23 protein-coding genes and 1 riboswitch are annotated in these 20,177 nt (G+C 42.6%); of the genes, 18 read left to right on the plus strand and 5 right to left on the minus strand.

The window, feature by feature from the left end; genetic code table 11:
- Window positions 1–27: 27 nt before the first annotated feature.
- Window positions 28–1,326, minus strand: a complete 1,299-nt coding sequence (locus LCY76_RS08140; protein ID WP_248252217.1) for a purine/pyrimidine permease — start codon at window positions 1,324–1,326, stop codon at window positions 28–30.
- A gap of 158 nt (window positions 1,327–1,484) precedes the next feature.
- Here LCY76_RS08140 and LCY76_RS08145 point away from each other — a divergent pair, with 158 nt between their 5' ends.
- The 3 genes from LCY76_RS08145 (at window position 1,485) to flgM (ending at window position 2,662) form a co-directional block, all read left to right on the plus strand.
- The gene (locus LCY76_RS08145) at window positions 1,485–1,826 is read left to right on the plus strand and encodes a hypothetical protein (protein ID WP_053354918.1); all 342 of its coding nucleotides are present in this window, start codon (window positions 1,485–1,487) and stop codon (window positions 1,824–1,826) included.
- 321 nt (window positions 1,827–2,147) lie between these two features.
- Complete coding sequence (locus LCY76_RS08150) at window positions 2,148–2,387, plus strand: hypothetical protein (RefSeq protein ID WP_053354917.1); 240 nt, start codon at window positions 2,148–2,150, stop codon at window positions 2,385–2,387.
- Window positions 2,388–2,404: 17 nt separating this feature from the next.
- Entirely contained in the window at window positions 2,405–2,662 is a 258-nt protein-coding gene (gene flgM, locus LCY76_RS08155; RefSeq protein ID WP_248252218.1) for a flagellar biosynthesis anti-sigma factor FlgM, read from the plus strand.
- Between the two features lie 33 nt (window positions 2,663–2,695).
- Here flgM and LCY76_RS08160 read toward each other — a convergent pair whose 3' ends face one another.
- Entirely contained in the window at window positions 2,696–3,103 is a 408-nt protein-coding gene (locus LCY76_RS08160; protein ID WP_248252219.1) for a phage holin family protein, read from the minus strand.
- A gap of 248 nt (window positions 3,104–3,351) precedes the next feature.
- On the opposite strand from LCY76_RS08160, the gene LCY76_RS08165 reads away from it, so the two are divergent.
- The 7 genes from LCY76_RS08165 to LCY76_RS08195 all read left to right on the plus strand — a co-directional run bounded on the left by LCY76_RS08165 (window position 3,352) and on the right by LCY76_RS08195 (window position 12,911).
- Window positions 3,352–3,624: a hypothetical protein gene (locus tag LCY76_RS08165; protein WP_248252220.1), complete on the plus strand. Its 273-nt coding sequence runs from the start codon at window positions 3,352–3,354 to the stop codon at window positions 3,622–3,624.
- A gap of 256 nt (window positions 3,625–3,880) precedes the next feature.
- Complete coding sequence (locus LCY76_RS08170; protein WP_248252221.1) at window positions 3,881–4,912, plus strand: YkvI family membrane protein; 1,032 nt, start codon at window positions 3,881–3,883, stop codon at window positions 4,910–4,912.
- Between the two features lie 84 nt (window positions 4,913–4,996).
- Complete coding sequence (locus LCY76_RS08175) at window positions 4,997–7,348, plus strand: FdhF/YdeP family oxidoreductase (protein ID WP_248252222.1); 2,352 nt, start codon at window positions 4,997–4,999, stop codon at window positions 7,346–7,348.
- Window positions 7,349–7,487: 139 nt separating this feature from the next.
- On the plus strand, window positions 7,488–8,837 hold the full coding sequence (locus LCY76_RS08180) for an APC family permease (protein ID WP_248252223.1): 1,350 nt from the start codon (window positions 7,488–7,490) through the stop codon (window positions 8,835–8,837).
- Window positions 8,838–8,952: 115 nt separating this feature from the next.
- Complete coding sequence (locus tag LCY76_RS08185) at window positions 8,953–10,452, plus strand: spore germination protein (RefSeq protein WP_248252224.1); 1,500 nt, start codon at window positions 8,953–8,955, stop codon at window positions 10,450–10,452.
- Window positions 10,449–11,666: a Ger(x)C family spore germination protein gene (locus LCY76_RS08190; RefSeq protein WP_248252225.1), complete on the plus strand. Its 1,218-nt coding sequence runs from the start codon at window positions 10,449–10,451 to the stop codon at window positions 11,664–11,666. Before LCY76_RS08185 ends, LCY76_RS08190 begins: the two co-directional genes overlap by 4 nt.
- Before the next feature lie 150 nt (window positions 11,667–11,816).
- Window positions 11,817–12,911 (plus strand): GerAB/ArcD/ProY family transporter, encoded by a 1,095-nt coding sequence (locus tag LCY76_RS08195; protein WP_248252226.1) that lies wholly within the window; start codon window positions 11,817–11,819, stop codon window positions 12,909–12,911.
- 31 nt (window positions 12,912–12,942) lie between these two features.
- On the opposite strand, the gene LCY76_RS08200 is transcribed toward LCY76_RS08195, so the two are convergent.
- On the minus strand, window positions 12,943–13,899 hold the full coding sequence (locus LCY76_RS08200; RefSeq protein ID WP_248252227.1) for a YecA family protein: 957 nt from the start codon (window positions 13,897–13,899) through the stop codon (window positions 12,943–12,945).
- 154 nt (window positions 13,900–14,053) lie between these two features.
- Between LCY76_RS08200 and LCY76_RS08205 the strand changes: the two genes are divergently transcribed.
- Window positions 14,054–14,920, plus strand: coding sequence for a DUF4349 domain-containing protein (locus tag LCY76_RS08205; protein WP_248252228.1), 867 nt, complete (start codon window positions 14,054–14,056; stop codon window positions 14,918–14,920).
- A 13-nt stretch (window positions 14,921–14,933) separates the two neighbouring features.
- On the opposite strand, the gene LCY76_RS08210 is transcribed toward LCY76_RS08205, so the two are convergent.
- Window positions 14,934–15,164 carry an IDEAL domain-containing protein gene (locus LCY76_RS08210; protein ID WP_091006298.1) on the minus strand — a complete coding sequence of 77 codons (231 nt, stop codon included), beginning with the start codon at window positions 15,162–15,164 and terminating at the stop codon, window positions 14,934–14,936.
- Between the two features lie 133 nt (window positions 15,165–15,297).
- Window positions 15,298–15,534, minus strand: a complete 237-nt coding sequence (locus tag LCY76_RS08215) for a hypothetical protein (RefSeq protein WP_248252229.1) — start codon at window positions 15,532–15,534, stop codon at window positions 15,298–15,300.
- A 154-nt stretch (window positions 15,535–15,688) separates the two neighbouring features.
- Window positions 15,689–15,794: riboswitch (TPP riboswitch) on the plus strand.
- Between the two features lie 141 nt (window positions 15,795–15,935).
- On the opposite strand from LCY76_RS08215, the gene thiD reads away from it, so the two are divergent.
- The 7 genes from thiD to clpP all read left to right on the plus strand — a co-directional run bounded on the left by thiD (window position 15,936) and on the right by clpP (window position 20,111).
- Window positions 15,936–16,742 (plus strand): bifunctional hydroxymethylpyrimidine kinase/phosphomethylpyrimidine kinase, encoded by an 807-nt coding sequence (gene thiD / locus LCY76_RS08220; protein ID WP_248252230.1) that lies wholly within the window; start codon window positions 15,936–15,938, stop codon window positions 16,740–16,742.
- Window positions 16,739–17,536, plus strand: coding sequence for a hydroxyethylthiazole kinase (gene thiM, locus LCY76_RS08225; RefSeq protein WP_248252231.1), 798 nt, complete (start codon window positions 16,739–16,741; stop codon window positions 17,534–17,536). The genes thiD and thiM overlap by 4 nt, the downstream gene beginning before the upstream one ends.
- Window positions 17,537–17,548: 12 nt before the next feature.
- Window positions 17,549–18,214: a thiamine phosphate synthase gene (thiE, locus tag LCY76_RS08230; RefSeq protein WP_248252232.1), complete on the plus strand. Its 666-nt coding sequence runs from the start codon at window positions 17,549–17,551 to the stop codon at window positions 18,212–18,214.
- An 81-nt stretch (window positions 18,215–18,295) separates the two neighbouring features.
- Entirely contained in the window at window positions 18,296–18,538 is a 243-nt protein-coding gene (locus LCY76_RS08235) for a hypothetical protein (RefSeq protein ID WP_248252233.1), read from the plus strand.
- Window positions 18,539–18,654: 116 nt separating this feature from the next.
- Window positions 18,655–19,257, plus strand: coding sequence for an ArsR/SmtB family transcription factor (locus tag LCY76_RS08240; protein WP_248252234.1), 603 nt, complete (start codon window positions 18,655–18,657; stop codon window positions 19,255–19,257).
- Window positions 19,254–19,505: a hypothetical protein gene (locus LCY76_RS08245; protein ID WP_248252235.1), complete on the plus strand. Its 252-nt coding sequence runs from the start codon at window positions 19,254–19,256 to the stop codon at window positions 19,503–19,505. Before LCY76_RS08240 ends, LCY76_RS08245 begins: the two co-directional genes overlap by 4 nt.
- Window positions 19,506–19,529: 24 nt before the next feature.
- On the plus strand, window positions 19,530–20,111 hold the full coding sequence (gene clpP, locus LCY76_RS08250) for an ATP-dependent Clp endopeptidase proteolytic subunit ClpP (protein ID WP_053354897.1): 582 nt from the start codon (window positions 19,530–19,532) through the stop codon (window positions 20,109–20,111).
- The last annotated feature ends 66 nt before the right edge of the window (window positions 20,112–20,177 follow it).

Below are 20,177 nucleotides of genomic sequence, written 5' to 3' on the forward strand. Positions count from 1 at the left end.
TGAGCGTACTGCCTTCCTCTATCAATCCTAAAAGGAAGGGGAGTCGCTCAGCTTCGTCTGCCGTTTGTTCAGTTGTTCGAGCAGCATGCAGGTCAGCATACCAAGGATCAGCCCGTTATTCAGCAAAGTAGTTAATATATTGGGCAGCCCCTTCAAAGCAGCTGGAGGAATGAAGGTGCACCCCAAGCCGATCATTAACGATGTGGCGATAACAAACAGCGTATTTTCATTAAATTTCAGTGAGCGATATTCCTTTAAAGCCAGTCCAATCATGCTTGAAAAAGGAACAAAAATCGTCGCATAGCCAACAGGTGCAGGTATGCTTGCGAAAAAGAACGTAAGCTTTGGAAACAGGCTGATGGCGAGGATCATTAAACTCCCAATGATGTAGGGAAGGCGCTGAAACATTTTGGTCGTCAGGATAAATCCTGCCGTACCGGAAATCGGAACACAGGCGACGGCCGAAAACAATCCGGCAATCAGCGTGTTCATTCCCATCAATCCAGTCGTTTGATTATAATTAATGTCTGAATGAGGCTGTTTTTCATTTTTATACACATTCTCGACGACGTTGACACTAGCGACCATATTGGCGAGAAGCAGGAAACCAATAATGATGGAAGTCAGAGCGATGCCGCCGCTGAACTGTGGAGCTCCCCATGCGAAAATCTCAGGGAGGGCTACGGTTTTACCGTGAAAGCCTGAGTCTTTGACCAGCCCCAATAACGAAAAAAGGCCCCATCCGGCAATCAGGCTGATCAAAACGGAATAGCTTCGCAAAAACCGGCTCTTCGCTTTTCCCAGAACCATGGACAAAATTAAAATGGCGATGGCTGTAACAGCAACTTTGCCGTCCACACTGTTTGATAAGTAACCGATCCCCAGGATACCTTTAATAAAGGAGCCGCTTAGCTGAGCAACAAGCAGGATCAAATAAGTTCCTGTAACGAGGGGAGTAAACAGCTTTTTGAGAGGGCCAATCCATTTCATCAACCCTAGAAAAATGAAAAGAAGCCCGCAGATCAGCATTCCCATTTCCAGCTGGTGAAGCACATCTTGTCCGTTAAACGAACCGGCTGAAACGAGTCCTGCATAGACCATGAAAACACCCCACCATAGACCGGCTGGCCCTTCTGTAATAGGAAGACGGTGTCCGAACAAGGCTTGCAGAAAACCGGAAATGCCAATAATAAAAAATGTCCTTTGAAGGAGTTCAGCTATTTCAGCCGATTGAAGATGGAAGGCGGTGCCGATGGAAATAGGTGCTACTATGCTGCCGGCAAGGATAAAGACCATCCACTGAAACGAAGAGAAGAATAATTTCATATTATTAACACCTACTGTCTGAAAACTTTAAACACGGAATCTATTATAGACCTGTTGCCTAAATTCGGAAAGACTTTTTGTTTCTGGTTTTTAGGTTTAAACAGCTGGCAAATAAGGGAAAGGAATGAGAAAGAGAATCTTAGGAGGTATGACGTGCGATGGATGAAAATAGAATTACGTTTTATGTTAATCCAAAAGGTGAGATCAATACCCTTCCGGCCGACGAAAGCATGCATCTATTTGAAATCCGAGCTAACGAGGCAGAGATAGAGCAACTGCGAGGTTTATTTCGTCAGCTGCACGAACATAATAAAAAAGAAGGTAAAGATATTTTTTCAACGAAGTCTTTCTTTTACGAAAACCAGGGTGAACTGGACCGGAAAGAAGATAACGAGATCATGTTCGAGATTTACCGGCAAATTTTCATGCTGGGAACGGAAAAGACCAAAGAGGATGTAGAAGAGATGGGCGTCATTCCAAAGCTGAATGAATTAAGATAAACGTTCATCTATTGGAGATGAACGTCTTTTTATGAAATGTCTAGCTTCAGCGACCAAGTCCTCGAGGTCGCTTCACTCATTCCCTCAACACAAAAAGCGTGTTGCTGGGTATGAGCTCCAGCGCTTGTCGGACTTAAGCAGGTCGCTTACGCATTTCTTAGAAAAAATTTCTATTTTTTTATTGGGTACCCCTTTAAATAAAAATAGGCAGCGAAAAATATTAGAAGATATCTTTTTAGGTGTTTATGAAAGTTTTTCATTGAGTATTCATACATACATTCATCAACCATCACACCATAAATGGGGCAAGGGAAGAGTAATATGAAAACGATTAAACAGGAAGATATTCAACTTTGGGTAGAAAATCATTTAGAGGACTTTAAAAATTTTACTCCCTATCTGTTTACCCAAGAATTTATCCACTTTTTTTGTGAATCTCGGCAAAACGAAAAAGAGTTTGAAGTTAAGTATGATAAAAGTGGCCAAAAACTGTATATGCGTTATCTAGAACCTTCTGAAATTGAAGATGATTGGGTATGCGTCGGTAATGTGAGCTTCTAGACAAAGGAGATGTTATTGTGGAGATCAATCGCGTACAAAGAGTGGAGAAGCTGTATAATACAGCACCCGTTAATAAACAGCAGCAAGAGGAAAAAAAGGAACTTCGAGATAAGGTCGAAATTTCTAAGGAAGCTCAAGAGTTATATTTGGCCGATAAGTTTACGGATGAGCGAAGTGCTAAAATAGAAGAACTCAAACAAAAAATACAAGCTGGGGAGTACAAAATCGATCCTGATAAGATCGCTCGGAAGATCGCTTCTCACTATCAACTATAAAAACAGATCAGCTGCAGCTGATCTGTTTTTTGTTTATTTTTTATCCTTATCCGACTTAGGCTTCAAGATATGGAATGCTTTTCGGATTAGCCCGGGGATCGGGATATTCGTCCTTCCCGCATTCTCGATGATGGATAGAAGCTCATTGGATAAATAAAAAAAGATGGTCGCATCCCGGATATATTGTCCGCCGAATAAGGAATCCAGTGAATGCGCAACCGCAACAATGCAAAATATGATGACTTTTTTTATGATTCCTTTGAAGCCGACAGAACTTGACAATTTTCCCTCATAGGCGGATGCGCAAATGCCGGAAATATAATCAATGATGGCAAGAATGACAAGCGCTTTAATCAGTGGTGACATCGAGCCAAACAAATAACCAGCATAAACACCAGCCAGCGCAGATCCGCTTTTAAATAATAATTGCGCTCTACTCATATGAAAACACCTCAAACTTTCGAGAGTAGTAAATCTATTATTGATTAATAGAATATGATGACGGACAAGATTTGGTTCATAAGTGAGGGGAAATAGCATCAGTAAAGAACCTTTTTTTTGCAGAAATAGCAAGATTATATACAATAATCCGACAAATTAATTAAATATTTAAAAAAATTTAAAAATAAGGAACAGACAGGCACATAATCTGTTACAATGGAGAAAATCTTTATTAGGAGGTATTTAATGTGAACAAAATTACTCTTGGTCTCCCTCCACATTGTCACAAAGTTTCATTCGATGGAAAGGTTTTTAAAATTAAAGGATTAAACAATGAAAAGATGATCGTACCGGTGTCTGGAACAGATAGCGCGGAAGTTAGCCATGTGAACGAGGAAACCGGGATGTTAAATATAATCGGAAAAAACCAGATATTAATTTCAATGGAGATGCCAATCCGGTTTTGTGAAATCGGAAAAGGATGGCTCCTTGATAAACTGCCAAAACGAAAAAAGAAATAAGATACCAAAAAGGACACAGGAGGCTGTGTTCTTTTTTTGTTTTAGCTTTGTTAAAGCATATTGTTGCTTGAAAGAGACACTCGAGTCTTTTTCTACTATAAAAGGCGGTTCAATCACACCCTGCAAAATTCAATAAAACATTAACTGACAGAGCTTAATGTTTAATCGTAGAGTGTACCGGCTCTCACAGGGCTCTTCTAATTTCCTCGTACAGGCATACATTTAAACGGAGAGGTCGAGTTGAGTGGAGGGCAGGATGGGTATTCGGCGAAAACAGATCATTCAAATAGCCGCCACCTATATCGGGACGGTTGTAGGAGCGGGTTTTGCAACAGGAAGAGAGATCGTGGAGTTTTTTACCGTCCATGGTTCAGCTGGTTTCCTGGGAATTTTAATCAGCGGTTTCTTATTTATTTTTCTGGGGACGAAAGTTATGCTGCTGGCCCGAACGATTGGGGCGGATACCTATGAATCGTTAAACCGGTATTTATTTGGGGACAGATTTGCTTCGGGAATTAATTTCATCATGTTCATCATGCTGTTTGGAGTCACTTCGGTCATGCTGTCAGGTACGGGCGCCTTATTTTCAGAACAGCTTCATCTGCCGTTTCATGCAGGTATCATTCTAACGATCATCCTGTGCTATTTGGTGATGCAAAAAGGAATGAACGGAATTTTGTGGACCAATTCAGTAATCGTTCCGGTCATGATTTTATTCTCCTTGATCATTTCCGTATCGATGCTTTTTTCTCCCATAGAAGCTCCCCTTATTAGAACAGAAGACTTTACTCAGCATTGGAAATGGCTGTTCAGCCCCTTTACATATGCTGCCTTTAATTTGACCTTGTCACAGGCCGTTCTCGTGCCATTAAGCCGTGAAGCAGAAGATGATACAGTCATTAAATGGGGAGGGGTCCTCGGTGGATTAGGCCTTACATTTATCCTTTTGAACAGCCATTTTGCTCTATACTTAGTGCCGCAGTCTGTACAATATGAAATTCCGGTAGCAGAGATCATCAGCAAACTGGGTGTTTTTGTCCACTTTCTATTTTTGATTGTGGTTTATGGGGAGATTTTCACCACATTGATCGGCAATTTATTCGGGCTGATCGAACCGATGAAACAATCTTTCAAGTTATCTTCCAATGTCATTTTAGGCCTTTTAATGGGAGGAGGATATGTCATCAGTTTGTTTGGGTATTCCTCTCTTCTCCATTATCTCTATCCGCTTTTTGGTGTCATCGGTCTGTCGTACCTGGCGATCATTGCTTGTAAAAAGAGTTATTAGGTGCAGGGAAAATCAGAATATACAGGATGTCCCTTTCTTAAAATAGTAGAAAGAATCGTCACAAGCAGACAAAGGGGCGATGGTATGGGGAATACTAAGCACACAGGGCCAGCATCACTTCCGTTCAAGCCGGATCCCTCACTTTGGGCGAGTCCTGTTCCATTTGGTTTTGGGAAAAACAAACCTCATCATGTAAGAGACACACTGAAAGCAGCATGGGAGAACCGTGATAACTTAAAATATGCAGCGAAAATATTGAACGAGGGGGTATGTGACGGATGTGCCCTTGGTGTTTCTGGATTGCGTGACCAGACCCTTTCAGGGATGCATCTATGCACCACCCGGCTCAACATGCTTCGTTTAAACACAATGCCGGCAATTCCTAAAAACATGCTGCATGATGATATACAAAACTTAAGAAAATACAGCAGTTCAGAGCTTCGGCAGCTCGGCAGGATACCTTATCCAATGATTAGAAAAAAAGGAGATCAGCATTTTCGGCGGATCACCTGGGATAAAGCGCTAAATACGATTGCCTCAAAAATAAAAGCCATTTCTCCGAAACAGCTGGCGTTCTATTTGACTTCTAGGGGAATAACAAATGAATCCTATTATTTAGCAGCAAAAGCAGCTCGTTTTATTGGAACGAATAATATTGATAATGCCTCGCGAATCTGTCATTCTCCTTCTAAGACAGCTTTAAACAAGATGCTTGGTATAGGGGCATCAAGCTGCAGCTATAAGGATTGGATCGGGACCGACGTTCTTGTGTTCTGGGGTTCTGTTTCAGCGAACAACCAGCCGGTTTCTACAAAGTATATTTATGCGGCTAAAAGAAAGGGAACAAAAGTAATTATCATCAATCCCTATGCAGAGCCTTCTATGGAACGCTATTGGATTCCTTCCATTCCTGATTCAGCCGTATTCGGTACCAAAATTGCTGATGATTTTTATCAAGTGAAGATTGGCGGGGATATTGCACTGATCAATGGAATCATGAAGCACTGGTTTGAGATGGAGCGTAAAGAGAGAGGTTCAGCTCTGGAGCATTTATTTATTAACGAGCATGTAAAAGGGCTTGAAGAGATGAAACGTCATGTGCGCGGTCTGACGTGGGAAAACCTTGAAAAGTCTTCGGGCTTGGGGAAAGAGCGAATCCGCGAACTGGCGGAGATCCTGGCCTGCTCAAAGTCGGGTGTATTTGTCTGGTCAATGGGTCTGACCCAGCATAGGTTTGGTACCGATAATGTGTCACAGATTGTTAATCTCGCACTGCTCAGAGGATTTCTGGGCCGGAAAAATTGCGGTTTGATGCCTATTCGCGGGCATTCGGGTGTCCAGGGTGCAGGTGAGATGGGAGCCGATCCCTTTAGTTTGCCGGGCGGCGGATTTGATGAGAGAACACGGCAGCGCATACAATCGGTTTGGGGTTTTGCTGTACCAGACTGGCAGGGAGACATACTAGGCATCAGCCTGGAGAATGCTCTCCTTTCTGAAGATGCAGACAGAAAGCTGAAGCTGTATTACATGTCAGGCGGGAACTTTTTGGAGACCATGCCAGATCCAGACTTTGTAAAGTCCTGTCTTGAAAACATAGAAGTCAGAGTCCATCAGGACATCATCCTTAATACATCTACTCTGCTTGATGCCAGGGATTGTGTCATCGTCCTTCCTGCAATGACAAGGTACGAACAGCCGGGTGGCGGGACTTCCACTTCAACCGAAAGAATGGTCTATTTTTCACCTGAAATCAATGGGCCACGGATGGAAGAAGCACGTCCGGAATGGCAGATCTATAGTGAACTTGCTTCAAGAGTCAGGCCGGATCAAAAGCATATCATGCAATTCTCCGATGCAGGAGCAGTCAGAAAGGAGATTGCAATGGCTGCCCCAAACTATAAAGGGATACAGGATCTTTGCAAAAAAGGAGATGTGTTTCAATGGGGAGGTGCCTGGCTTTGTGAAGGAGGCATTTGCCCGACAGAAGACGGCAGGGGGCGGCTTCTTGCCATTGATCTGCCGGAACGGCGGCAGGGAAGAGGAGAATTTACCATTACGACAAGGAGAGGAAAACAGTTCAATTCCATGGTTTATCATAAAATGGATCCTTTTAACCAAGCATCCAGAGAAGACGTACTCCTTCACTTGAAGGACGTTTTAGAGCTTGGTTTACGGGAAGGAGAATCCGTTGTGGTTTACAATCGGCACGGTTTGTTTCGGGGCCGGGTGAAGATTGCAGACATAAAAAGGCGTAACGCCGCTTTATACTGGCCAGAAGCCAATTGTTTAATCCCTAAAGGTGTTTATGAAAGATCAGCCGGGATTCCGGAATACAATTCAGGAGCCTTGATTGAAAAGGCTGAAGTATTTTATGCCCAAAAAGACAAGGCATATAAAGAGAAAAGGCTGGCTGAATCAGAATTAGATGAGGATTAAGGCCTTGGTAGTATATTTGGATTTTTTTGAATACTATTACTATTTTTGAGCGTAGTGACAGATGATCCCGGCTATGATAAGGTTTTTAAAAGAAAGTCCTTCTAGAATAGACAAAAATAGTTTGGGAGTGGACAGAAAAGTGAACACAGAAGCAGGTCTCAAAAAAGACATCGGGCTTTCAGTGGCGATGTCTATTGTAATTGGAACAGTGATCGGATCAGGTATCTTTATGAAGCCTGGAAAGGTAATTGAGTATGCGGGAGGCTCCAATATGGCGCTGCTGGCCTGGATACTGGGGGGACTCATCACCCTGGCAGGCGGCCTGACCATTGCAGAAGTTGCCACTCAAATTCCAAAAACAGGCGGGCTATACGTCTATATGGAAGAAGTATACGGAAAAGTATGGGGTTATTTAAGCGGATGGGTTCAGACGGTCATCTACGGACCTGCTATCATTGGAGGGCTTGGACTCTATTTTGGCTCTTTGATCGCGAACCTTTTTGGATGGAATGAAAAGGCCGGTCCATGGATTGGCGTTATAACCGTTATTTTCTTGGCGGTCATTAATAGTTTCGGCACCAAGTACGGGGGAATTGTTCAAAACGCCGCAACGATAGGAAAGCTGCTGCCTATTATTTTAATTATTGTGTTTGGGATCTGGAAAGGAAATGAAGAGGTCCTGAATGCAGGCAGCGGACTAACAGGCGAGATTAGTATGGGAGCAGCCATATTGGCGACATTGTGGGCATATGATGGATGGCTGATGGTTGGTTTTGTTGCAGGTGAAATGAAGAACCCTGCAAAAATTCTTCCTAAAGCCATCGTCGGCGGTATTCTTGTTGTCACAGCGGCTTACCTCCTTGTAAATGTAGCGATGTTTCATGTACTGCCTGCAAGCACGATCGTCGACCTCGGCGAGAACTCTGCAGGTAAAGCAGCTTCCTTATTATTCGGAGATATTGGCGGAAAGCTGATTGCTATTGGAATTGCCGTTTCTATTTTCGGTTGTCTTAATGGAAAAATTCTGACGTTTCCAAGGGTAACGTACGCCATGGCTCAACGCAAGCAGCTTCCGGCATCCCGCTTTCTGGCATCTGTTTCAGAAAAGTTTGGAACACCGATCCCTGCGACAGGGCTGCAAGTCGTGTTTGCCGTTATTCTGATGCTTGTTTCCAACCCGGATTACCTATCAGCCATGGCGATATTTGCAATTTATATTTTTTACATTTTTGCCTTCTATGCCGTCTTTTTATTGAGAAAAAGAAACAAGGAGAAAGAAAGGACGTACAGCGTTCCTCTGTTCCCGTTTGTTCCAGCGTTTGCGATCATAGGGGCTGGTTATATCGTGATTGCGACGATCTATGATAATCCGAGGGACAGCTTAACTGCAATCGCTGTGACTTTGTTGGGCTTGCCGCTGTATTGGTATTTAAATAGAAATAAAGGCAAAACTTCAAGTGATGAATTCTTGAAACAACAAGCCAAATAAGCGTCATTATCTGTTTGCTCTGCTGAATTTTCAGCAGGGCTTTTTTGTTTTATCGAATAAAAAGGCAGCATACTACAGAAAATGAGAAGTAAACAGAGTGGAGGTGAATGAATGGATGAAGATCAGGAAACGTTTAAAACGGCGGCCGATTGCAGGTTCAGAAGCTAAAGCTTATGAAAATATAGAAGTTTCTTTACAGATTGATGAAAACCTCGATCACTTGAAAAATATCTTAGGTGAGAGCATGGATGTGAAGATTCTGCCATTCTATGAGAGACCTGTTCCTTTTGTCGTTTGTTTCATTGAAGGGCTCGTAAACAAGCAGCAGATTGATCTATCCATTCTTCAGCCTATACACGATTGGCAGGATACTGAAGAGGATGTAACCCCTCAGACATTGATTCAGCAGATTGAGGTTTCCGCTGTTGTTAACAAACATCAGCTGTTCGGACATATTATTACACCAATCTTAAAAGGGCAAGTGGCTGTCTTTGTGGATGGACTGGACGTGGCTTATACGATCCCGCTGGAATTCTTTCCAACGAGAGGAATCGATGAGCCCGAGTCACAGACGACCGTCAGGGGTCCGCGGGAAGGGTTCATTGAAACCCTTCAAATTAACACGACGCTGCTGAGAAGAAGAATCTCTAACCCCCTGTTGCGCTTCAAGCCCTTGCAGATAGGAAATGTAACAAAAACGACGGTGCTTGTAGCCTATATGGAAAACAAAGCCGATCTACAAGTATTAAATGAAGTGATGAACAGACTGATCAATCTTGACACGGACAAAGTCTTTGAAGGAGGGATGATTGAAGAACTGATCGATGAAAATGGTTATACTCCGTTTCCGACGTTTCAATCATCAGAGCGTCCTGATGTAGCAGCAGCGGCACTTGCTGAAGGGAAAATAGTGATTCTGATAGAGGGAACTCCATTCGTTCTTATAACGCCTGTCACCTTTATTTCTTTCTTTCAGGCAGCTGAAGACTACTACAGCCATTATGATCTTTCCATTCTTGTCCGGTTTGTACGGGTGATGTCTTTTATCATCTCCTTTTCGCTTCCCGCTGTCTATATTGCCGTTACAAGCTTTCATCAGGAACTGATCCCAACGAACCTGCTCGTGAGCCTTGCCGCACAGCGTGAAGGAGTTCCTTTTCCCGCTTTTTTAGAGGCGTTGATCATGGAAATAATCTTTGAAATTTTAAGGGAGGCGGGCATTCGAATGCCAAGGCCGATCGGTTCTGCCGTCTCTATCGTTGGGGCTATCGTTATCGGGGAGTCAGCCGTTGCTGCGGGTTTAGTATCACCTGCCATTGTTATTGTTGTCTCGCTTACTGCAATCTCAAGCTTCGTCTCCCCATACTATGCATTCAGCGGTGCGGCAAGGATACTCCGCTTTGCGTTAATGATTTTAGCGGCAACAATAGGAATTTACGGCATCATCATGTTCTACCTGGCCCTGTTTGTTCATCTATGTTCATTGACCTCCATGGGAAAACCTTATTTCACATCCCTTGCCCCATTTACCGACGAACAGGATGATACTCTTTTACGACTTCCTTTCTGGTGGAAACAGACAAAACTCTATAAAAAATGGAAAGCAAGCTCATGAAACGATTAAAAATACTGTTGATGATTACAATTGTAGTTTCGTTCTCTTTAGCTGGATGCAATGGCAGGCGCGAATTGAATGAACTTCTTATCGTTTCGGCTCTTGGAATTGACATAAGCAAATCCGGAAAAACAGAGGTTCATATTCAAGTTTTAAATCCTAACGGGGCAACTGGAAACCAGGGAGGGGCGGTATCAGGAGGGTCAGGTGGTTCTGTCTATACTTATTCTGTGAAGGGTTCTACCATATATGAAGGGATTGATAAGGCAGGAAGGATACTCCCCCGGTATATGATGTTCTCTCATATTAACAGTGTGGTCATCGGTGAGAAATATGCGAGAAAAAAAGGGTTAAAGCCCCTTTTTGATTTTATGGAACGAAATCATGAGTTCAGAGAAACTGTTCCTATGTTTATAGCAAAGCATTCAACAGCAAAAGAAATCCTGACGATCTACACGCCAATCTTTAAAAATCCTGGTGAGTCGTTGAACAACCGCTTACAATTATCTTCTTTAACTACGGGACTGTCAGAAGGTGTATTGGAAAAAGATGTGGTACGGTGGAGATTTGGTGAACACAGGGATCCCGCCATTCCCGGTGTTGAGGTATTGGAAAGCTCAAAAAAGGCTTCAGACATCTCCAATCTTAATAATATTCGAGCCAACGATAAAACCTTTCTGATTACAGGACTCGCCTTATTTGATAAAGACAGGCTGAAGAGCTGGTTAACTGCGGAAGAATCTAAGGGATGGGCGATGATTTCAGGCAGAACGAAGGAGATCTCTGTTTTTACTCAAAAATGCGGGAACAAAAAAGGCCATCTTGCATTGGTAGCCAAGGAAATTAAAACCAGTGTGAAACCTATAGTAAAAGGGGATAACGTTTTTTTTTCCATAGAAGTTAATGGTAAGGGTTACCTGCAGGAAGTGACATGCAATGTTAATCTTGGTGACCCTGCAGAATTGCGGGTTATTGAGAAGTTCTTGGCGAAAGTGTTGAAAAAGGAAGTGGTGAGCGCAGTGAAAAAGGCACAAAAAGAAAAAACGGATGTATTCGGGTTTGGTCAGCTTCTATATGAAGATGATCCTGATTATTGGAAAAGGAAGAAAAACGACTGGCCTGAAAATTTTGCAGCAGCCAAAATAAAGGCAGAGGTAAAAATAAAACTGGAAACGACAGGTGCTAGAATTGAAACCATCAACCAAGAAAAGTAAACACAAATACCGTTATGTACTGGCTGGTTTCTGGATGTTTACCCTGCTTTACACTTTCTGCTATTTAACAAATCATGACTTCCTTCACCTAAACAATTGGATCAATAACACGTACGTACCGATTTATGAAATGTGGTTTGGAGGTTAACGATGAATCACACCTTGAATCAATGGCAGCTATTTCTATTAACAGTCAGCTTCCTGGTAGGAAGTTCATTATTGATGGCTCCAAATTTAACATCCTATTATTCAAAACAGGATGCATGGCTGTCCATGATTATAGCCATAGCAATTGGCATATTCATTAATCTGCTTTGGATTTACCTTTTGTCACTCTATCAGTATCAATCCATTTTTGAAATAGTAGAAACGGTTAGCGGCAAATGGATTGGGAGCATTCTATCACTCATTATTGTATTTTACTCTCTTCATTTGTGTTCGTATGTCGTGAGAAATGTCAGTAACTTTATGATTTCAAGCGTACTCCCGGATACGAACGCATGGACGTTTCAGATCATGCTGATTCTTGTTTCTTTGTATTCCTGCTATTATGGGTTGAACAATATTGCACGGGTGAACGAATTCTTAAACCCCATCATGGCGGTTCTGTTTATCGCATCGCTTATATTAACGCTGAACCGATTCGATATCAGGTACTTTAAGCCGGTTTTGGAACAGCCTCTTTCTACGGTCATGCAGGGGGCTTATACGACGACGGGTTTTCCATTTATTGAAGTCATATTGTTAGGCACGGTTTTTACGTATGTCAGGAAAAAGAAAAAGCTGATGAGATCCTACTTGAATGCTATTGTCGCGTCTGGAATTATACTCCTCATTACAATTATCGTGGCAATCGGCTGTGACGGCTACTACATGGTAAGCCGGACTACGTTTCCTACATTTGAATTGATGCGTGCCATTAATATTGTTAAACTTTTGGAGCGGGTTGAGGTACTGATAGCCGTTGTTTGGATCGTCGGGATTTTTGTTAAGATTGTTATTTGTTTTCTTGCTGCTATGATGGGACTGCAGCAGGTTGCCAAGCACCATTCTTATGGACCGTTTCTTCTTCCTGCGGGTTTGCTTGTATGGGCAATGAGCAACCATGAACACAGCAATACGATGGAATTTACCGATTTCGTCGCAAAAAACTGGACGCTCTGGTGGTTTACCCTATATTTTCTTTTAATTGTGGTGCTGATCATTGGAGTAATCCTTAAAAAGAACAAGAGAACTGATACATAAAAAGAACCTGCCCATTTGAGCAGGTTCTTTTTTAGTTTAAAGCCGTTTTTAGCTGGCGGTATTTTGCAGACAGGCTGGATGCGGATGTGCCATACCGTTTGGCTACTTCAGGTTGTGTGGCAGACTCATTCAGGACGTCCTTGGTCGCCAAATAATGAAGAGCGGCTGCATAGGGCTGCTCCTTACGGATAACCAAGTTTCGTGCTTTTGTCCATTCATTCCAAATTCTTTCCGCCTCATTGTAGATCTCCTCTGATGCGTTCTCTTTAAGCAAAGATAGAACTCTATCAGCCGGCTGCGGGACAGCGTCTTCATCAGCTGCTTTCTCTTGTTTCGACAAAAGAACCTGTAGAGCTTTAGGAAAATCATCTTTTAAGTTTATTTTCATGTCAGTCAGCGCATCTAAGCGTTCTTGCAATTCTCCCTGAGGAATCTCAGCAAAATCAATGTAAAATTCGTAATGTTCTCCAGTATAGATAATAGAACCTGCTAGACCGGTTCCGTCGTGTGGAAGAATCTCAGAATTAAATTCAACCGTGTATTCCTGATCTGTCATCACATCTTGTAATAAAAAGGTATTTCGGTTTACTTTTGAGACCATTTTATAAACGGAAGGGAAGCACTTCTCCCAGTCTGCTATGATATCCAGGATTTCCGGCTGTTCTTTCCCTTTTTGCTCTTTAAGGTAATACACGATTGGTGATCTGCCGTCCTTCACATCAGAATGGAACATCAGCCAGCAAACCATCAGATTCGCATACGTTTGTTCATCATCTCTTCCAATCTTGTATTTTTCTATGTAATTGCGTGTTTGGCTCCCCATTTCTTCATGAAAATGGTCAAAGGCAAACTTAGCTAAGCCTTCCTGATGGCGGCTCACTTCGACAATCTTGTTTAATTGAACGGTTGTGACCGATCGATGACAGCAACTCTTATATTTTTTCCCGCTGCCGCATGGACAAGGTTCGTTTCTTCCTACTTTGTTCATGTTACCCTCCGAACTTCACTGCTCTTGTTGTAAATAAATCACTTTGTAAATACTAGCATATTCGGGTGATATTGCAACTCACAGCTATAAAATTACCATATATTGTAACAAAAAGGTACTTTGGGCCGTCTATAAATAAAAGGGGGACATGATGATGATAAAAAAGAGAAATCAACAGTTCATGGCCGTATGGGTGATGATCGTTTTAGTTCTGGCGTCGTGCAGCAGCAAGGATGAAAACATGGCATCAAAGTCGTCTGAAGGGGGAGGCTCTTCCACCAGCATGAAAAGGGAATCCGCTAAAGAAGACAAGCAGCCTGCTGCCGACCAAGGGAGAAAAATGATTTACACGAGTGAAATAATGATAAGCGTTCAAAACGTTAAGAAGGTCCGGAGTGAAGTGGAACAACTCACAAAACAAATGGGCGGCTATATCGTTGAAAGTGAATCCTTGTCTGAAGAAGAAGGGCAAAATGGGGGTTACCTGAAAATAAGAATTCCAAAGAAAGATTTTCTTGTTTTCACAAAAAAGGCAGGAGAATTAAGTTCTGGGAGTCCTCATGAAATCATAAATGGACGAGATGTTACAGAGGAATATACTGACTTGGAAGCAAGACTGAAGGCAAAGCGCATTGTTCGTAACCGTTTGGAAAGCTTCATGAAGAATGCAAATAAAACAGAGGACCTCCTTGCCATATCCAAAGAACTATCAGGAGTGCAGGAACAGATTGAAAAAATCCAGGGCAGAATAAACTATTTAGAGAATCAAAGCGATTTTTCAACGGTTACGGTCCATTTTGAAGTGAAAAATATTGGGATGAAGAACAATGAAGAGCTGAACACCTGGGGAAAGTCAAAGACTTTATTTAAAGAGACGTGGAATGGACTGGTTCATACTATTTCCTATCTCATTATTGCACTCATTGGATTGTCGCCTGTCATTATCCTTTTCATGGCTATTGGAGGAGCATGGCTTTACTTAAGAAGGATAAAGCGTTCAAAAAAAGAAACCAAACCGTAAAAGGTTTGGTTTCTTATCCAAGGAATTTAATATATTCATCCGTCAGTTTCATGAACAGTTTTTCATCACGTTTTTCCAGGGCTTCATCTATTTGTTCTTTATAACGTTTCATCTGATGGGCGTGCAGCGACTCATCAAGGATCATCTGAGCAACCATATTAAAAGCGAACGGGTCATTTTTCTTCTGAAGTTTATATTTCACAAGATCGTTCATGTCTTTATTATACGATGTATTGTCTTTCATGCTCTATTCCTCCTTGAATTTTTTTGCAGAAGCTTGTAGGATTGAAAGCTCATGCGTTAATGGGTTTTTACTAGTATACTTATCACTGGTAATAATAGCAACAGTTTAATCTGAAAATTTAGTTTTTTTCATTTTACTTCTCAATATTCAAATCAGCCAGGACCTCATCTGCAGAATGGAATTTTTTACTGTCCAGCTGTTCACCGCCTTCCATATCAAATACTTTTAATTCGTAAACATCTTCTGCAGGGATATATTTGACTTCTACGGGATTGGTGTAATTTCTTGAGAAGGATTCTTCTGTTTGTGAGTGACTGTAAACATCTTCTGGATTTTGTTTTAAATTTTGCAGTTTCTCTCTGATATTCATAATTTCTCTCCCTCCAGATTTTCTATCGGGTGTTGTATAAATAATGCCCGTATCCGTTCTGTTTTAAACACAGCAGCCTAACTTTTCGACAAATTTTATCCCTTGTTTGACGCTTCGGCCGCTGTCATTTAGGATAGAAGTAACATCATACATCGTATACCACTAGGGGAGCTTTGATTTAAAGCTGAGAAAAGAAATGTCTTTGACCCTTTGAACCTGATCCGGTTAATACTGGCGGAGGGAAGTGGCTTAAACTTTTATCAGCATTCATGTTTAAGCCGCCTTCTCTTCAGAAGGCGGCTTTTTAGCGGTCGAAGGAGGTCGTGTCCAGTTTCAGTGAACAGGGATCTTAACAGATCAGGCCACTTGCGCTTTTCTAGTGGTGAAAGGAGTTCTTCCATATGTTAAAAACACCAAAAGCATTGACAGTTGCAGGATCAGATTCAGGAGGGGGAGCAGGAATCCAGGCCGATCTAAAAACGTTTCAGGAATTGGGAGCCTATGGAATGTCTGTCATCACAGCTGTGACTGCACAGAATACATTAGGCGTTCAGGGGATCCACCCGGTGCCTGTTGAGATGATCCTAAAGCAGTTAAACAGCATAGAAGAGGATCTTCGTCCTGAAGCTTTAAAGACGGGCATGCTTTTCAGTGCAGAAATTATAGAAGCGGTATCTCGTCATATTCGAAAGTATGAATGGAAAAACGTTGTTGTGGATCCTGTAATGATCGCGAAAGGGGGGGCGGACCTTCTGAGAAGGGATGCAGTAGAAGCCCTGAAAAAACAGCTGATTCCTCTAGCCTCGATCCTGACACCGAATATTCCCGAAGCTGAGCAGCTAACAGGAAGAAGCATTTCCACAAAGCAAGACAGGGAGGATGCTGCAAAATTTTTGCATGATTTAGGAGCAGGAATGATTGTGATCAAAGGAGGCCATCTCTCTCATGATAAAGCACCAGTCGACTTGTTTTATGATGGTGAGCAGATGCATGAGCTGGAAGGAAGAAGGATTGATACACCGCAAACTCATGGAACCGGCTGTACGTTTGCAGCTGCCATTGCTGCTGAACTGGCTCTTGGAAAAACCCCGATTCATGCTGTAAAAACAGCGAAAACTTTTATACAGGAAGCAATCAGCCACCCGCTTCATATTGGCAGCGGGCATGGGCCGACAAACCATTGGGCATACAGGAGGAATCAGGCATGAAAGAACTGAGTGTACTTTTAAAAGACATTAGAAAGAAAAAACCTCTGATTCATCACATCACTAACCAAGTAACGATGAATTTTTTAGCGAACGGCATCTTGGCAGCTGGAGGAAGCCCGATGATGGCTCTTCATTATGAAGAGGCTGAAGAAGCCGTCATGGCAGCTGACGCACTGGTTTTAAATATTGGAACCGTTGAACCTGACTCAATTAAAGCAATGGTTTTGGCTGGAAAAAAAGCGAAGGAACTGGGCATTCCTGTCATTTTGGATCCGGTGGGTGCAGGACTTTCCTTATTAAGGAAGAAAGCCGTTGAGGAGCTGGTTGAACAGGTTTCTCCCGATGTCATTTGCGGCAATGCCGCAGAGATCTCCTTTTTGTACGGAGGTGACTGGGGTGGCAAAGGGGTTGATGGTGATCAATCAGAAAACGATGATGAGCTTGCTTTGCATGCGGCCAGTAAGCTCGGTTCGGTCATTGTCATTACAGGGAAAAAGGATGCAGTGAGTGATGGAAAGGAATGCATAGCGATTAGTGGCGGACATGAAATATTGTCTTATGTGACAGGGACCGGCTGTTTCTCAACCTCTCTTATCGGTTTGTTTATGGCCAGATCTCTGGAAACCGGCCTTTCCTGTTGCCAGAGGGCCGCAGGCGCTTTGACGATGCTGGGAATCTGTGCTGAACGCGCTAAAGCCGTTTCAGCAGGACCAGGCTCCTTTCAGACAGCATTATTGGATGAGCTCTATCTATTAAACCCTGAAGACTTGAATACGGCCGGCAGATGGAGCTAAGGAGGCTTACAGATGGAATATAATACGCTTAAACTGCAGTTAAAAGTTTATTTTATTATGGGAAGCTTAAACTGCAGAGCTGAACCTGAACTAGTGCTGGAGCAGGCGCTAAAGGGGGGAGCGACGCTTTTTCAATATCGTGAGAAGGGCGAAGGGTGTCTATCACCTGATCAGAAAAATGCCTTAGCTCTTAGCTTGCAGAAAATCTGCGGAAAAAACCATGTTCCTTTTATTATTAATGATGATATCGATCTCATGATCAGCCTGAATGCCGATGGTCTGCATATCGGGCAGGAGGATGGAGATCTCAATCAAATCCGCAGCAGCATCCCCGATAAAATTCTTGGCGTTTCGGTTCACAATGTTGAAGAAGCAGAAGATGCACTACGTGCTGGAGCAGATTATTTAGGAGTGGGCCCGATTTTTGATACAAGTACAAAGATGGATACGCGTGATGTTATGGGGTTTTCTGTTTTAAAAGAGCTTAGAGCAGCAGGGATTACAGCACCGATCGTGGGAATAGGCGGCATTTCTGAAGAAAACGCATTTGAAGTAATCGAAGCCGGAGCGGATGGAGTATCTGTCATTTCAGCCATCAGCCAGCATGTGAATCCAGAGAAGGCGGCAAGCGGCCTGCTTGAACGGGTAGAGAAGGGTTTGGAAAGCAAGACTCATTAATTAAAGAGAATTAATGAGGAATGGCACAGAACAACCGTGTTCTTCGTACTATAAAAGAGTACGCAAGAAAGAGGTGCCACGATGAAAAAGAGAAGTAAGATATGGGCGTATTCGGAAATGGTACTGCTGTTCCTCGGCTTTTTGCTGGCTCTTTGGAATGGAATGTACATTAACAGTCCAGCCCTGTTATTCGGAATCTTAGCTGCAGTATTTTTGTTTCGTGCCATTGAACGATATTATTTTAAACTTAAAACAGAGTTTTTCTTCAATACAGCTATGGTATTAATCTTTATCCTATTGGCCGTTATCCCGCTATTAAAGTGACAGAAGCACAAGCTTCTGTCACTTTTTTTGATTAAAAATAGAAATGTTTGACAAAGATAAGCCTATCGTAATAAAATGATTTTACGTAAAACAAAATTTTTAAGTGAGGTGAACCAGTGAAAAAGAATGCATCGATTGAAGAGACATATCTTGTAACGCTGCCTGAGCAGGCTGCTGCTTTGCTCCATCCCATTCGTTCCGAGATGCTCAGTGCTCTAAAAGAACCGGCTTCTGCAACAGAAATAGCAAAGCTGCTCAATGAGTCACCGCAGAAGATCAATTACCATCTCAAGGCTTTAGAAAAAGTAGGGCTTGTTTTCAGAGCAGGAACGAGGAATGTGAGGAATTTGGTAGAAGTACTTTATCAAGCAGTGGCCAAAACGTTAATTTTTTCTGACTCTCTTGGCTTGTCACCGGAAACTTCACAGAAATTAAAAGATCAGCATGCGCTGGCCCACGTTCTCACCTTAACTGAAACCATGAAGAAAGATGCGCTGCAGCTCATGGAAAAAGCAGAGGATGAACAAATTCCAAGTGCCATTCTGCAAGCTTCAGTTTCCTTATCCAATGAGGAGGAACGCAACCAGTTCATTAATGAGTACTTCTCACTGCTTCACCAGCTTGTTGGCAAATATCAGTCTGGAAATAATGAGCAAGGTGAAGAATATCAGGTGTCTATTGCTGTCTATCCAAAACCGGAGGGAGGAATCGAGGGATGAATGAAGTGAAAAAGCATCCTTCTCTTGCCTGGGAAAAGAGCAGGAAGCAGGCAGAGAAAGCCGATAAAGTCATAGCTTTAGAAGAGAAGCGGACTGAAAGGGAAGAGGCTCGGCAAGAGGAAATCAGAACGGAAATTTCGATTGAAAGTGAAGATAAAACCCCGGTAAAAGTCATTTATATTACGTCCGGATTCGGAAAAATCGCATCAGAAGGCGCAGCTTCCACACCGATTTGCCAGGCTGCATAACGATTCTATAGGAGGAAGATGAAAATGAATTTAGTCCCAATGGTAGTGGAAACAACCAACCGTGGTGAGCGTTCCTACGATATTTATTCCCGGCTTTTGAAAGACCGTATCATCATCATTGGAAGTGCCATCGATGATAATGTAGCCAATTCTGTTGTGGCTCAGCTTTTGTTTCTCGCGGCGGAAGATCCGGAAAAAGATATTTCCATCTACATCAATTCTCCAGGAGGGTCGGTTACTGCGGGATTGGCGATCTATGACACAATGCAGTTCATCAAGCCTGCTGTTTCAACCATCTGCATTGGAATGGCTGCTTCCATGGGTGCCATTCTGCTGGTCGCGGGGGCAGAAGGCAAACGGTTTGCCCTCCCAAACGCAGAAGTCATGATTCATCAGCCGCTAGGAGGAACACAAGGGCAGGCTGCAGATATGATCATCCATGCCAAGCGAATTATAAAAACGAGAGAAATCTTAAATAAGATCATTTCAGACCGTTCAGGACAGCCGCTTGAGCGTGTCGAAAAAGATACCGACCGAGATTTCTTCATGACGGCAGCACAAGCTCTTGAATACGGGATCATCAATAAAATCATTGAAAAATTATAAGCTGTTTTTTTGGAGAGGAAGAGCGCTGCCGCTCTTCCTTTTTGATTTTCCGGCAGGATTTAAATT

Origin of the sequence: Fictibacillus marinisediminis, assembly GCF_023149135.1 — a bacterium.
Taxonomy (GTDB): domain Bacteria; phylum Bacillota; class Bacilli; order Bacillales; family Fictibacillaceae; genus Fictibacillus_C; species Fictibacillus_C marinisediminis.

Excerpts from the sequence above, each read along its gene's own strand:
- LCY76_RS08140 (WP_248252217.1), bottom strand. The coding sequence starts at position 1,326 with ATGAAATTATTCTTCTCTTCGTTTCAGTGGATGGTCTTTATCCTTGCC.
- LCY76_RS08145 (WP_053354918.1), top strand. The coding sequence starts at position 1,485 with ATGGATGAAAATAGAATTACGTTTTATGTTAATCCAAAAGGTGAGATC.
- LCY76_RS08150 (WP_053354917.1), top strand. The coding sequence starts at position 2,148 with ATGAAAACGATTAAACAGGAAGATATTCAACTTTGGGTAGAAAATCAT.
- LCY76_RS08160 (WP_248252219.1), bottom strand. The coding sequence starts at position 3,103 with ATGAGTAGAGCGCAATTATTATTTAAAAGCGGATCTGCGCTGGCTGGT.
- LCY76_RS08170 (WP_248252221.1), top strand. The coding sequence starts at position 3,881 with ATGGGTATTCGGCGAAAACAGATCATTCAAATAGCCGCCACCTATATC.
- LCY76_RS08175 (WP_248252222.1), top strand. The coding sequence starts at position 4,997 with ATGGGGAATACTAAGCACACAGGGCCAGCATCACTTCCGTTCAAGCCG.
- LCY76_RS08185 (WP_248252224.1), top strand. The coding sequence starts at position 8,953 with ATGAAGATCAGGAAACGTTTAAAACGGCGGCCGATTGCAGGTTCAGAA.
- LCY76_RS08190 (WP_248252225.1), top strand. The coding sequence starts at position 10,449 with ATGAAACGATTAAAAATACTGTTGATGATTACAATTGTAGTTTCGTTC.
- LCY76_RS08195 (WP_248252226.1), top strand. The coding sequence starts at position 11,817 with ATGAATCACACCTTGAATCAATGGCAGCTATTTCTATTAACAGTCAGC.
- LCY76_RS08200 (WP_248252227.1), bottom strand. The coding sequence starts at position 13,899 with ATGAACAAAGTAGGAAGAAACGAACCTTGTCCATGCGGCAGCGGGAAA.
- LCY76_RS08205 (WP_248252228.1), top strand. The coding sequence starts at position 14,054 with ATGATAAAAAAGAGAAATCAACAGTTCATGGCCGTATGGGTGATGATC.
- LCY76_RS08210 (WP_091006298.1), bottom strand. The coding sequence starts at position 15,164 with ATGAAAGACAATACATCGTATAATAAAGACATGAACGATCTTGTGAAA.
- LCY76_RS08215 (WP_248252229.1), bottom strand. The coding sequence starts at position 15,534 with ATGAATATCAGAGAGAAACTGCAAAATTTAAAACAAAATCCAGAAGAT.
- thiD (WP_248252230.1), top strand. The coding sequence starts at position 15,936 with ATGTTAAAAACACCAAAAGCATTGACAGTTGCAGGATCAGATTCAGGA.
- thiM (WP_248252231.1), top strand. The coding sequence starts at position 16,739 with ATGAAAGAACTGAGTGTACTTTTAAAAGACATTAGAAAGAAAAAACCT.
- thiE (WP_248252232.1), top strand. The coding sequence starts at position 17,549 with ATGGAATATAATACGCTTAAACTGCAGTTAAAAGTTTATTTTATTATG.
- LCY76_RS08235 (WP_248252233.1), top strand. The coding sequence starts at position 18,296 with ATGAAAAAGAGAAGTAAGATATGGGCGTATTCGGAAATGGTACTGCTG.
- LCY76_RS08245 (WP_248252235.1), top strand. The coding sequence starts at position 19,254 with ATGAATGAAGTGAAAAAGCATCCTTCTCTTGCCTGGGAAAAGAGCAGG.
- clpP (WP_053354897.1), top strand. The coding sequence starts at position 19,530 with ATGAATTTAGTCCCAATGGTAGTGGAAACAACCAACCGTGGTGAGCGT.